This window comes from Mycobacterium sp. SVM_VP21 (assembly GCA_024758765.1).
In the GTDB taxonomy this organism is placed as follows: domain Bacteria; phylum Actinomycetota; class Actinomycetes; order Mycobacteriales; family Mycobacteriaceae; genus Mycobacterium; species Mycobacterium heraklionense_C.
Map to the genome: position 1 here is coordinate 1,828,132 of CP101406.1, position 13,468 is coordinate 1,841,599.

A 13,468-nucleotide genomic window follows, 5' to 3' on the forward strand; every position below is an offset into this window, starting at 1 on the left:
TCGCCACATGCCTCAGGTCCGGTGACGCGTGGGGTCAGTGAGAACAATGACGTAGATCAGTGCCGCAGCGGCGCCGGGCTCCACAGGCCCGAGCGCACGGCGGTGCCCAGATCCAGATGCGCAGGTGTGGCCGCGGGGTAGTACGGCGTCAATTGCTGCAGCGCACCCCAGTCGCGGAACCAGTCGTGGTTCAGATAACTGGGCACCGTGGTGGCACGAACCAGCAGCTCGGTGATGCCCAACGGGCCGCCACCATTGTTGTCCATCACCGGGGAGTTCGCCTCGGCGCCGAAACGATCCGGCAGGATCCGCCACTTCGGCACCTCGGTGACCCCGTTCTGGTGACCGAATGGACGCTGGCAGGGGAACGCCAGGCCGACCAGCCAGTCCAGCAGCACCGGGTCCTCCGAGCCCACCACTTCCTGCAGGGTGCGCAGCTGCGGGACCCGCGGCGGGGTCACCGCGATCCAGTGCTGCGGGGCCAGGTCGTCGTCGCGGACCACCAACCGGATGCGGGTGGCCTCGGCCGGGATCGCCGACATCGGCGCGCGCAGGTTGCGCCACGCCGGGACCGCACCGATGTCACCGAAGTCCACGGTGCCGCTGGAGTTATGCGGCGGTTCCAGCTTCGCCTCTCCTCCGTCGAGGCTCGCTGAACCGCCCGGTTTGTCGTTCGCCGCGCCGGACTCGGTGGCCCACTGCGCGGTCACCTCGCCGCGGTCGAACCGGCCCGCGGCCGCCACCACCAGCAGCGGCCCGGCGTTGGCCCGGTCGGCGGGCAGCCGGTACCAGGCCGAGCGCAGCAGGGCGGGCACCTGAATGCCCGGGCGCCAGCTGCCCAGCACCGGCACCCGGGCCGGGTCCAGCTTGTAGGGCAGCCGGGCTCGCGAACCGTTGACACCCTCGGCGGCGGTGGTGCCACCCTCGGTACCGGCCTCGCCGCCGGCCACCTGTGCGTCGTCGTCGGCCAGCCGGCCCAACCCGGGCGGGCCGATCACCTGGTCGGCCGAGACGTCGGCGGGGATCCCGTTGGGGGTGAACCCGACCGAGAATGTCGCGCCGAGGGCCTCGTCGACCGGGGAGTCGATCGGGGTGAGTATCCCGGCGGTGGGGTCCTGTTCGACCAGCACGTCGTCGGCGAGACCACAAGTATTGCCAGTGAGGGCGCCCAGGTTCGAGCGGCCCACCGTCCACGCCGGGTACTGGCCGAGCATCGAGGCGGTCAGCGACACCACCTCGAACACGATCAGCACCCAGGAGGCGATCGCCAGCGGATAACCCGACAGCGCCGCCCAGCGCGGTCGCCGCTCGGCGCCGTTGGCGAAGTGGAACCAGGCCGCCACGAGTGCCGCCAACAGCGTCAGCGCCACGCCCATGGTGGCGAACGCCAGATGCCACTTGGGGAAGGCATTCGACCACGGGACCCCGAAGTTGGAGACGTACCACCAGCCGTTGACGCTGGCGAACGACAGCGCGGTGATGAACAGCACCACCGCGGTGAACAGTGTTCGATTGCGCCTCGAGTGCATTGCCGCTGCGCTCACCGCGACGGCGGCCAGCGCACCCAGGGATCCGGCCAGCCCGGCGAACACACCGAAGTGATGCGTCCACTTGGTGGGCGTGAACATCATCGCGATGAACGAGATGATGGTGATCCCGATGATGCGCCGGCTCGGTCCGGCCGCGGTGCCGGGAATCCGGCCCTTGCGCAATGCCATCGCCACCGACACCGCCAGCGCGACGCCCAGTGCCAGCACCGGGAACCGGCGCGCCACCGAGCCGTCGGGGGTGGCCAGGAAAAGCCGTTCGTAGCGGACGTGCTCCTCGAACCAGGCCAGGCTGGGTCCGACCGCGGACTTCAGCGTGCTGGCCTCGATCTCGCCGGCCAGAGTCTGGTCACGGAAGATCACGATCGCGGTGATGCTGACCGCCGCGGCAATGGGCGCCAGTAGCGGCGCCAGCCCGAACTGCTGCCAGCGCCGGTGCAAGATGGTGCGCAGCGGTCCGATCGCCACCAGCAGCGCACCGATCGACGCGATCCCGGTCGGCCCGGAGAACAACGTCATCGCGCCGATGATGCAGGCGATCGCCAGTGGCAGCAGCCGGCTGGTGGCCACCGCCCGCTCCACCGAGCACCAGGTCGCCAGGATGCCCAGCGCGATGATCGGTTCGGGGCGCAGGCCGTTGTTCAGCGGCAGCCAGAACGCCAGGAACATGCCGGCCGCGGTCCAGGCCGCTGCCCGGCTGTGTTTGACGGCGTGGCCCAGTCGGGGGATCACCTCGCGGCTGATCAGCCACCAGCAGGCCAGTGCCATGGCCAGGGTGGGCAGCCTCATCCAGATGCTGGAGGTGGACACGTGCGCCCACACCGCGAGCAGGTCGTAGTACCAGCCAAACGGCGCCTCGGGGGTGCCGAACCAGCGGTAGAAGTTGGCCATGTAGCCGGCATGCTCGGAGATCCGGGCCATGGTCAGGATGTAGCCGTCGTCGCTGGTGTTGGCGCCGACGAAGTGCCACCAGACCAGTACGAGGGTGACCAGCGCGTCCAGCGGCGAGGCCGACCACCAGCGGGCCGGCAGGAAGCGCCGGTGCCGGGTGCCGTCGGCGGTGTCCAGGATGTGCAGGGCGATCAGCGCAACGATCGTCAATGCCACCCCGAGGATCATCGCGGCCAGCTTGAGGGCGGTCGGCGCGCTGGAGAAGCGGGTGTCGACGGTGGCGCTGAAGTCCAGTCCGGCGGGCGCGGGCCCGGACAGATCGGTGTAAACACCCACGATCTGCGGGCGGAAGTCATAACCGCTGCGGGTCCCGGTCAGCGGTGAACCGGGCTTTTCGGCGTTGGGTCCGTATTTGAGGCCGACGAACTCGGCGGTGACCCGATCGGCGTGCGCGGTGAAGGTCAGCTTCTGGCAGTCCGGGCCGAGTACTTGGGACAGCGGCGCCACCACCACCGGCACGTTGCGCACCACCAGGACCAGGTCGTCGTTGACGCGTTCGATGAGCAGTCCGCGGTCGACGGCCTTGGGGGCCTGCTTGGGCACCGTGGACAGCAGCACCGACCTGGCCGGCGTCAGACCGGCCGCGGCCTGGCACGGCACGCTGATGTCGAGGTCGGTGGCGACGTAGCCGATCAAGGGTGCCTGCACACTGGCCAGGGCACCGTTCTGCGGCCAGTTGAGTTCAGCGGTGGTCTGGTTGACCGGTAATAAGGGGGTGAGGATCGCCAGTAGGGTGCCCAGCACGCCGGCGACGACGGCGACAGCCCGAGCGATCCGGAAGTCAGCGCGCGTATCGGTCACGGACCAGATGCTATCGGTGTCCTCGACGGCGTCCGTCAGGTGCGGATGGCAAGCACGAACGGGCCGATCCTCTGCACGTGGAACTGCGGCCCGGCGAACAGGGCCGCATCGAGCTCCACGGTGTAGCGCCGCACGTTGGGATGGTTGGGGTAGACGTCCTTGGCCAGCCGCAGGCTGTAGCTGTCACCCGCGCCCGGCCGCATCAGGAACACCGTCGGCGCCGGCCACGCCAAGTCGTCGAGCGCGTGGGTGAACTGCTCGGGCGTCTCGAGCTTGGACCAGGCTTCGATGGCGGCGGCGCGCGCGGAGAACTGCGCCAGCGGGTTGGCGTAGTGCGGCGTCAGCCCTTGGAAGCCCCAATAGGGGTAGTAGGACAGGAAGCTGTAGTCGGCGGTGAGCACCACGGTCTCGTTGCGCGGCTTGCCGGTGGCCTGCGTGATGGCGGCGTCGATGGCCTCGTAGTACTTCGCCGCGCCGGGTGCGCGTCGGTCGCCGCGGTCGCCGTGGCCGTCGGTGTCGGTGTAGGCGACGGTGATGTCGGGCCGCAGCACCTCGGGAATGTCCTGGCTGAACGCGATCGCCCCGGCCAGCCCCACCGCGGTCGCGACCGGATAGACGATGGTGTGCCAGCCCTGCGCGGCCCGGCCGAGAGCCTGGGCGCCTTCGATGAAGCCGAATACTCCGGCCGTGGCCAGCAGCACCGTCAGCGTCGACTGGAGCCGAAAGCTCAGCAGAGTGGTGAGAGCCAGGGTGGACAGCATCGACAGCAGCGACCACAGGTAGACGCCGACGACGCCGATCGCCAGCGCCCCGGCCCGGGTTGACTTGGTGGCCCGCGTCACCAGCCACAGCGTGCCCAGCAGGCACAGTGCTCCGAGCAGCGTGAACTGCAGCATCGGGAAGCTCAGCTCGGCGCCGTCGCCGGGCAGGTAGTGGAAGGCGCTGCGGGACTCGCCGGGCGGGTGGTAGAGCGCCTGGCGCAGGTAGGGCGTCCAGGTGATGGAGGCGATGGCCGCGGCGATCACCCCGATCACCGCCAGTCGGGCCAGCGGGCTCAACGCGGCTTTGACGCCGGCGCGTTTGACCGCCCGCGACGCCGCCAGCAGCAGCGCCATCAGCGTCACCGTGAACGCGGTGTAGGCCACCAGCAGGGTGTAGAAGGTGGCGGCAAAGCCCAGGAAGACACCGGCGCCGACGACGGCTCCCCAGCCGTTTCTACCGCCGAACCCGCCGAGCGTGAAGCTGGCTTCACGCTCGGCTCCCACCGTGAGCGCAGCTTCACGCTCGGCGGGGGTGGGAGCGGGGGTGGGAGCGGGAGCGGGAAGCCGGTGACCCGCCTGCAGGCCGGACCAGGTCAGGATCAGCACCGGGGGCAGCAGCACGGTGATCATCGCCGCGTAGGGCTCCGGGGAGCTGTAGGCCAGCGTCACCGCCGCCCCGGCGAGGGTGGCCAGCAGCGCGTACTCGAAGCGGATCATCTTGTTCCACAGCACCAGCGCGACCGCAACGGCCACCGTGATCGAGGTGATCGCCCACGGCTTGTACATCTCCCAGGCCGGCAGCCCGGTCCAGGCCGCGGCCCGCCCGCCGAGCCAGAACCAGCCCGGCGGGTAGAACGGCGGTAGCCCGAGATAGGTCATGTCGGCCAACGCGGGACTGTCGGTCAGCCGGGTCAGGTATTCGGTGCGGAACTGCTGGTCCACCGAGATCCCGAACAGGTAGAGCTTGGTGGCGCCCAGCGGCATCGCCAGGGTCACCACCGAGAACGCCGAGACGAACACCACCGCGGCGATCCAGCCCACGGCACGCCGGCCCCTCCGCCAGAGCCACCCGGCGGCGGCCAATCCGGCCAGGCAACAGACCTGCCCGACGGTGGTCAGCGCATGCAGTTGGTTCGACGACGGATATGCGGGCCACTGCACCCGGGCGATCGCCACCAGGGCAACCACCGCGACGACGACGGCCAGCGCGGCGGCCAGGAGCATCTGGGCCACTGTGTTCAGCGCGTTACGCACGACCACCACCAGCCCCAACTGTCACTCGGAAAGAGATATATGGCGATTGCCCGCCTTTGAGCGACAATCGTTGTCGCTCAAAGGTGGGCAACTCACCGCAACCTTCCCCCGCGTGACGTGTGTGACGCACGAGACCGGCGCGGCTCATCGGCTAGATCGGCAGCCGGCGGAAGATCGCCCGCGGGACGTGCCGAAGCACCATCATCACGTAGCGGAACGCCCCTGGCGCCCAGACGATCTCCTTGCCCTTGGCGGCCGCGGCCACCGCCAGTTCGGCGACGTCTTCCTTGTCGACGGTCAACGGCGCTTCCTTGACGTGCGCGGAGAAGCGGGTGCGCACCTGGCCGGGCCGAATCACCAGCACCCGCACCCCGTCTTCGCGAAGCGCCTCGCCCAGGCCGAGGTAGAAGCCGTCGAGCCCGGCCTTGGTGGAGCCGTAGACGAAGTTGGTCCGGCGCACCCGCTCACCGGCCACCGAGCTCATCGCGATGATCTGCCCGAATCCCTGGGCGCCCATCTTGCCGGCGAGCAACACGCCCACCGATACCGCTGCGGTGTAGTTGATCCCGGCGACCTGCACCGCCTTGGCCTGGTTATGCCAGAGCTCCTCGGCGTCGGCATCCATCCCGAACGCCACGATCGCCACATCTATATCGCCGTCACCGAACGCCGAGTCGATCATCGCCGGGTGGCTTGCGGTGTCCAGGGCGTCGAAGTCGACGATCCGCACCGACTTGGCGCCGGCTGCCTGGATCGCGGCCACGGCGCCGTCGCGGCCGGGATCACCGGGCAGGCAGGCCAGCACCACGCTGGCCGAGGCGTTGCGCAGGTAGCGCGCACAGATCGCCAAACCGATCTCGGACGTGCCGCCCAGCAGCAGAATCGACTGGGGATTACCGGTCGCGTCGAACACCATCTACAGAAGCTCCAAACGTCGGGCCATATCGGAGGCGAAGACACCGTCCGGATCCACCTTGCGGCGCACCGCGATCCATTCGCCGATCCGCGGGTACATGGCGTGGAAATTCTCCGCTGTGGTGCGGGAATCCTTGGCGGTGTAGAGCCGGCCGCCGAACTCCATCACGCGGCGGTCGAGTTCGTTGAGCAGCTCGTTGACGCCGGGTTTCATCGGGAAGTCCAGGCACACGTTCCAGCCGGGCATCGGGAAGCTCAGCGGCGCCTCGTTTCCCGGTCCGAACAGCTTGAACACGTTGAGCGCCGAGTAGTGCCCGCTGGCCTGGATGTCGATGATGATGCTCTTGAACTCCTCGACGGCCTCGGTGGGCACCAGGAACTGGTACTGCGCGAAGCCGGCCGGGCCGTAGCCGCGGTTCCACTCACCCAGCAGGTCCAGCGGGTGATAGAACTGCGTCAGGTTCTGCACCTTGCCGCGATAGTGGCCGCCGCGACGGTAGTACAGCTCACCGATGGCGCTCAGGCTCAACTTGTTCATCAACCCGTTGGGGAAGACGTCGGGCACCGTCATCAGCTGCGGTGCGTCGAACTTCAGCGGGTTGCGGGCCAACTTCTTGGGCAGTTCGTCGCGCAGGGCCAAGCGTCCGCGGGTGATGGTGGCGCGGCCCAGTTTCGGCGGCGGGCTGATCGCGTCGAACCACGCACTGGAATAGGTGTAGTTGGCTTCGCTGCCGTCGCTGTGGAAGGCGATGGTCTCATCAAGAGTGGTGGTGTTGTCGCCGTCGTTGATGAAGTACGCCGTCTCGGTCGGCGTCATGGCAATCGTGGCGCGCAGGATGATCCCGGTCAGACCGTTGCCGCCGACCGTGGCCCAGAACAACGCAGTCTCTGAAGCATCCGGGCCGTCCGGGGTCAGGTGCCGCACCGAACCGTCGGCGGTCAGCAACTCCATCGACACCACGTGGTTGCCGAAGCTGCCCTCACTGTGGTGGTTCTTGCCGTGGATGTCGCAGGCGATCGCTCCGCCGATGGTGACCTGACGAGTCCCGGGCAGCACCGGCACCCACAATCCGAAGGGCAATGCCGCCTTCATCAACTGATCCAGGCTCACCCCGCCGTCGACGTCGACGAGACCGCGGTCAGAGGAGATCGAGTGGATCCGGTTAAGCGCGGTCATATCGATCACCAGGCCGCCGCCGTTCTGGGCGTTGTCGCCATAAGAACGGCCCAGGCCACGGGCAATCACGCCCCGTCTTCCGGAATCGGCCGAGCGAGCCACCGCCTTGGCGATGACTTCGGCATCCGGGGTCGACAACACCTGCGCCACGCTTGGCGCGGTGCGGCCCCAGCCGGTGAGGCGGCGCGGTGTGGTCTGCAAGTCGGTGCTCAACATCGCACATGAGGGTACCGCCAACGCGCCGGATCTCGGTTCAGCGTGACTATTCGGAGCTGTGCCGTTACGATCGCGCAATGCCTGAGACTTCTGCGAGCGAATCCTCCTCTGCCAAGCCTAAGACCGCGGGTTTTCCGCAATCTTCCACTCCCGCGCCGGCGTTGTCGGTGCCCACGATTGCCGCGTTGGCGCTGGCCGTGATCGGCATCGTTTTGGCCATCTTCGGTTGGTTCCACCCGTCGACGAGCCAGAAGTTCTCCGACGACCAGCGTGCCGAGGCCAAGGGCAAGATCTGCGAGGCGCAGGGCGTCGTGCGTCAGGGCACCCAGTTCAACACCAACCTGCAGAACCCGGTGCCGGGCGACCTGGCCGGTGACCTGGCGGTGGGCACCAACGCGCGGCTTTCGCTGTTCGCCGGTGGCGCCTTCCTGCACCAGAACCTCGAGGCCAACCCGGCTACCCCGGCCGACCTGTCGAAGGCCGCTGGCGACATGGCCGACACGCTCGAGGCGCTGAGCATCAACTACCTGGCTGGGCACTCGCCCGAGGACGCCGTCCAGCAGCCGCTGCGCGACCAGCTGCGCGGTCAGATCGACGTCCTGGACAACCTCTGCCAGCAGCAGTAACCCCCAACAGGTGATAGGTGCGCTGGGCGCCGTCGGAGACGGCGCCCAGCGCACCTTCATTTGTGGACCTGCTACAGCAGCAGGCACATCGTCACGAACACCAGGCTGCGACCGGCTGACCTGACGCGTGCTGGATCGCCGGCCAAGATCGCTGGCGGCGGCGTCGGGGTCGGCGCCTGCGCAGTGGTTCCCCATCGACGAACTGGCCGCTGACGAATCGGCCGCCGAACGCCATCCGCCAGACCTGGAACGCCGCTGAGCCCGGTCTGCCGCAGACTCTGATTGATCGTCGGTGAGTACACCAGCGCGTACCAAGAAGCGCCGCTCCCCCCATTTTGGCTGCTAAGGACGCATCTACGCCGCCATGACGGCGTCACAGCGGACGTCTTTCCGCGAAATTCCCCCAAACTGCTGCGGAACCACGCAACATCGTGCACTATTCCTTTGACGATGCTGTGAGAGAAACCATGACTCGTCGTAAATCAGGGACGGGTGGGGATCTCCGGGGGGCTTCCCGAGATTTTCGCAGGTCAGACTGTTCTAACGCCGTGCGTTCGCCCGTGCATTGAGGAAAAACGGGGTGCGAACGCCGCCTCGAACGGTCTGTTCGGCGTTAACTTGGGCCGCTTCGCGTCCCGATCTGTCGCGCAACCTGAGGAAAAATGCCCCTGGACTTTGCCTGGTACTCATGTAGCCTTTGAGCAGTTTAGTCCTCTAACGTGGAAGAAAAGTCCAATGCAGCAGATTTTTCGTCCGTACGTCACCGGTGGCATCGCGGTGGTCGGCGCCAGCGTCGTCAGCGTCGCCTCGATGCCGACTCAGGCATCTGATCTGGCATTAGGGCACTCCGATCGGCCGGCGGGGCCGGTGCAGCAGCCGGCTCTGCGGCTGGTCGCAAACACGTCCGACGTGCTGGTCACCTGGGAGGACCTGTTCCGTAACACCGCGGCGAACCTGGACAATCTGGCCCAGCAGGTGGACTCTGGTTCACTGCCGTCTGAGCTGGGAACGATGCTTTCGGCGGTCGGGCCGTTCATCACCGTCGCGAACGCCTTCAACGAGATCTGGCTCGCGATCGCGGCGGACCCGGTCAACACCCTGAGCATCCTGTTCAATGCGCCCGCCACCCTGCTCAACGCCTGGCTCAACGGGACCGACACCATCACCTTGCTGGGCATCACCGTTCCGGCGTTCAACGGACTGCTGGTCGACGCCCAGCCGTTCGACATCGAGCTGACGCTCGACCAGGTGCTCGACGCTGCCCACCTCGGCAACAAGAGCCTGACCGACATCCTCGGCGGAATCGGGATCGGCAATCTGCCGATCGGATCGATGATGACCAGCCTGCTCGACGGGGTGGGGCTGGGCCAGCAGACGCCGCTGGACCTGATCAACGCTATCGGCATCGGTGCTCAGCCCGCCGCGCAGCTCGCTACCGGCCTGCTCGACGCGATGGGGCTGGGGCACAAAAACCTGATCGACATCGTCGGCGACCTCGGACTGAGCGACCAGTCCCTGGCAGCCCTGGCCACCACGTTGCTCGACGCGATCGGCATAGGGAATCCCACGCTGGGCGACCTGCTCGGCGATGTCGGATTGGCCGACCAGTCGGTGTCCGGCGCGCTCGTCGCGGCGCTCGATGCCGCCGGCATCGGCAATCCGACCGTCACCGGCCTACTCGACCAGCTCGGCTTGGCCGACGAGCCGATCTCGGGCCTGGCCACCGACCTCCTTGACGCACTGGGCCTCGGTCAGCAGACACCGGTCGCGTTGATCGAGGCCCTGGGCTTGGGTGACGTGACTGTCGGCGACATCCTGCCTAGGCTGCTCGACGCGCTGGACCTCGGTGAGCGCACGCCGGCGGACCTGATCGACGCGATGGGCCTCGGCGACGTCAGCGTGGGTTCCTTGGCCGCCGACTTCCTCGGCGGCGCCGGGTTGGGTGACACCACGGTCGGCGACCTGCTGAGCGCCGCCGGCGTAGCCGGGCTGACGGTCCAAAACATTGCCGATGCCGCCCAGCTGGGCGACGTGTCGCTGGACAAGATCTTCAAGAGACTCGGCTTCGGCGACATGACCCTCAACGACCTGATCAAGGCGACCGGCGGCAAGGCCGTCGCCGACAAGATCGGTGGCCAGGGCATCGTCAGCGGGTTCAAGGACCAGACCATCAACAGCCTCCTGGCCGATCAGGGTCTGGGCAACCAGACCATCGCCCAGCTGCTCGGACCAATGGCCGACGAGAAACTCAGCACGCTGCTACAAGACACCTTCTCGATGAGCCTCGGCTCGTTGCTCACCGGCCTGGGCTACAACGACCAGTCGTTGGACGACCTGGTCGCCGGCCTGGGCCTGGACAACACCAGCCTGACCTCGCTGCTAACCGACCTGGGCTTCAACGACACCACCCTCGGCGAGATGATCGGCAACCTGCTGGGCACCTCCACGCTGGGGCAGCTGCTCGATGATGCGGGCCTGGGCAACCAGCACCTGGACCAACTGCTGGACGCCCTGCTGGGCGATCAGACACTCGGCTCGCTGCTGGGCGGCACCGATCTCGGCGGCACACACCTGGACACCCTGCTCGACAGCCTGCTCGGCCAGCTGTCGCTGGGCTCGGTGCTCGGCGGATTGGACTTCGCTCACCCGGACCTGGACACGCTGGTCGGCGACTTCCTCGGCGGTCAGTCCATCAGCGACCTCCTCAGCGGCCTGAGCTTCGCCACCACCGATCTGGACAGCCTGCTCGGCGACCTGCTCGGGGACGGCACGTTGAACTCGCTGCTCGATGTCATGGGCCTGGGCGGCCAGAGCCTGAACGACCTGCTGGACCAGCAAGACCTGCTGGATCTCGTGCTGATCAACGCCCATATCGGAGATTTCGGCGGCTTCATCGCCTCGCTATTCGGTGGCGCGTAGCCGGCCCGCCCAGGAATCGATTCGGAGAACGTGATGCTGCAGACCCTTCGCCCCTACGCCACCTCCGCGATCGCCGTCATCGGCGCCGGCCTGATCGCTGCCGTCCCGGCGGCCGCACCGCTGCCCGCCGCCGCGGCGCCGCTCACCCAGCAGCATCAGGTCACACTGACCGCCGATCCGGCCGCCGACGTCACCGGCCTGCTGACCAGCTGGGGCATGCTTCCGACGATCACCGTCCGCTCGCTGCCGCTGCCGGCGCAGATCGACGTCGAGCTGGGTTCGACCCTGCACACCCTGCTCGCGATGATCGGCCCGTTCATCACCGTCTCTAACGCGATCAACGAGATCACCGCCGAGCTCGCCGCCGACCCGAGCAATGCCTTCACGATCCTGCTCAACGCGCCGGGCGTGATCATCAACGCCTTCCTGTATGGCACCGCCGGCATCGACGTCGGGGGCGTGACCATCCCGCTGTTCAACGGACTGCTGGTCGCGTCGCACACCGAGCACGTCGACCTGCAGCTGGGCCAGCTGGTGGACCTGGCCGGTGTCGGCAACACATCGCTGACGGACCTGCTCGGCGAACTCGGCGTCGGCGACCAGTCGGTGGCCGGCCTGCTGACCAGCCTGCTCGACACCCTGGGCTTCGGCCACATGAGCGTCACCGGGCTGATCGAGGAGTTCGGGATCGGCGACCAGTCGGTGGCGGGCCTGGCGTCCAACCTGCTCGAGGCGATGGGGATCGGCAATCCGACGATCTCCGGCCTGGCCGGCCAGGTGGGCCTGAGCGACCAGTCGATCGCCGCCGTGCTGACCGGCCTGCTCGGCCAGGTCGGCATCGGCAACCCGACGCTCGCCGACCTGCTGGACCGGGCGGGCCTGGGCGACCAGTCGGTGGGCGAACTGGCCACCAGCCTGCTGCATTCGGCCGGTGTCAGCGATACCACGGTCGTCGGCCTGCTGGGCCAATTGGGCCTCGGCGACCTCACCCTCGGGGACGCGCTGAAGGACCTGGCCCACCTCACCGTGGGCGAAGACGCGACCATCACCGATCTGGTCAGCCGGTACGGCGGTGCGGACCTGACGCTCGGCAGCATGCTGATACCGCTGCTGGAGGATGCCGGCTACGGCGACCAGAGCCTGGCCGACCTGATCGAGGATTTGGTCGGCGGGCTCTTCGGCACCGACAGCGGCACCGACATCACCTTCGGTGACCTGGTGATCCAGATCTTGAACAGCGCGGGCTACGACATGACGCTGTCGGAGATCCTGGCGAGCTCCGAGATGAGTAACCAGACGCTGGGCGGCCTGCTCGAAGGCACCGACGTCGGCAACCAGCGATTCACCGAGATCCTGACCGAAGCCGGCGTGGGCGACCAGACGATACGCAAGCTCGCCGGCGACAAACTGCCCACCCCCGACATCACCTGCCCCCTGATGCCGGGCCTGTACGGCGTTTCCTGCAGCGACACCCTCAACGACTTGATGGGGAAGAACACCCTGCTGCAGACCCTGCAGAACCTGCGCAGCGACGGTGCCGACGGTGTGGCCAAAGGCACCTCGTTGGCCGACATCACCTTGGGGCAGTTGCTCAGTGCGACCGGGCAGTCCGACGAGAAGCTCAGCGAGATCATCACCGGCCTGCACCTGTCCACGCCGTTCGACAGTTTCCTGACCAGCCTGGGCCTGGGTGATGTCGACTTGATCACCGCGGTCACCAACGGATTCCCGGACCTGCTGAACACGTCCCTGGTGTCGGTGCTCAGCTCCTGGGGCCTGAACAACTTGAACCTCGACACCGCCATCGACCAGATGGGTCTGGATGTGACGGTGGCGGCGCTGCTGGGTCGGCTAGGCCTGGACAACATCGACATCGGCACCGTGCTGGACCGGGTGCTGGGCGGAATGACGCTGGGCTCGATCGCAAATGACCTGGGGCTGGGCAACATTCACCTGGACGGCTTCTTGGACGCCCTGCTGGGCGGCGCCAAGGTCGGTGGCCTGCTGGCCGACCTGGATCTGGACAACGTCCACCTGGACGACGTGCTGCAGCGGCTGCTCGGCGGCGTGACCGTGAGCTCGGTCGCCAACATGCTGGGCCTCGGCACCGTCGACCTCGACTCGCTGATCGCCGGCCTGAACCTGGGCGACCTGACGGTCAACGACCTGGCCGAGGCCTGGGGTCTGGGTGACCTCGACCTCGACGGCCTGCTGTCCAACCTGGGCATCTCCGGCGCCGATCTGGTCAGCGTGAGCATCGGAGCGCTCGGCGGACTGTTCGGCTTCTGACTCCGGTGACGA

Annotated in this window: 7 protein-coding genes; 3 read left to right on the plus strand and 4 right to left on the minus strand. The window is 67.6% G+C overall.

What is annotated here, in order from left to right; translation table 11 throughout:
• Nucleotides 1-56: 56 nt before the first annotated feature.
• From NM962_08660 to NM962_08675, 4 genes are all read right to left on the minus strand, one after another.
• Nucleotides 57-3,338 (minus strand): arabinosyltransferase domain-containing protein, encoded by a 3,282-nt coding sequence (locus tag NM962_08660; protein UVO14628.1) that lies wholly within the window; start codon nucleotides 3,336-3,338, stop codon nucleotides 57-59.
• On the minus strand, nucleotides 3,335-5,314 hold the full coding sequence (locus NM962_08665) for a galactan 5-O-arabinofuranosyltransferase (GenBank protein UVO14629.1): 1,980 nt from the start codon (nucleotides 5,312-5,314) through the stop codon (nucleotides 3,335-3,337). The genes NM962_08660 and NM962_08665 overlap by 4 nt, the downstream gene beginning before the upstream one ends.
• Nucleotides 5,315-5,465: 151 nt before the next feature.
• On the minus strand, nucleotides 5,466-6,230 hold the full coding sequence (locus NM962_08670; protein UVO14100.1) for a decaprenylphospho-beta-D-erythro-pentofuranosid-2-ulose 2-reductase: 765 nt from the start codon (nucleotides 6,228-6,230) through the stop codon (nucleotides 5,466-5,468).
• Nucleotides 6,231-7,622, minus strand: coding sequence for an FAD-binding oxidoreductase (locus NM962_08675; GenBank protein UVO14101.1), 1,392 nt, complete (start codon nucleotides 7,620-7,622; stop codon nucleotides 6,231-6,233).
• A 77-nt stretch (nucleotides 7,623-7,699) separates the two neighbouring features.
• On the opposite strand from NM962_08675, the gene NM962_08680 reads away from it, so the two are divergent.
• From NM962_08680 to NM962_08690, 3 genes are all read left to right on the plus strand, one after another.
• Nucleotides 7,700-8,248, plus strand: a complete 549-nt coding sequence (locus NM962_08680) for a hypothetical protein (protein ID UVO14102.1) — start codon at nucleotides 7,700-7,702, stop codon at nucleotides 8,246-8,248.
• A gap of 735 nt (nucleotides 8,249-8,983) precedes the next feature.
• Nucleotides 8,984-11,167, plus strand: a complete 2,184-nt coding sequence (locus NM962_08685) for a hypothetical protein (GenBank protein UVO14103.1) — start codon at nucleotides 8,984-8,986, stop codon at nucleotides 11,165-11,167.
• Between the two features lie 33 nt (nucleotides 11,168-11,200).
• Nucleotides 11,201-13,456 (plus strand): hypothetical protein, encoded by a 2,256-nt coding sequence (locus tag NM962_08690; GenBank protein ID UVO14104.1) that lies wholly within the window; start codon nucleotides 11,201-11,203, stop codon nucleotides 13,454-13,456.
• Nucleotides 13,457-13,468: the final 12 nt, after the last annotated feature.

What these genes read in the sequence shown, in the direction of transcription:
- NM962_08675 (UVO14101.1), bottom strand. Translation starts at nt 7,622, where the DNA reads ATGTTGAGCACCGACTTGCAGACCACACCGCGCCGCCTCACCGGCTGG.
- NM962_08685 (UVO14103.1), top strand. Translation starts at nt 8,984, where the DNA reads ATGCAGCAGATTTTTCGTCCGTACGTCACCGGTGGCATCGCGGTGGTC.
- NM962_08680 (UVO14102.1), top strand. Translation starts at nt 7,700, where the DNA reads ATGCCTGAGACTTCTGCGAGCGAATCCTCCTCTGCCAAGCCTAAGACC.
- NM962_08670 (UVO14100.1), bottom strand. Translation starts at nt 6,230, where the DNA reads ATGGTGTTCGACGCGACCGGTAATCCCCAGTCGATTCTGCTGCTGGGC.
- NM962_08690 (UVO14104.1), top strand. Translation starts at nt 11,201, where the DNA reads ATGCTGCAGACCCTTCGCCCCTACGCCACCTCCGCGATCGCCGTCATC.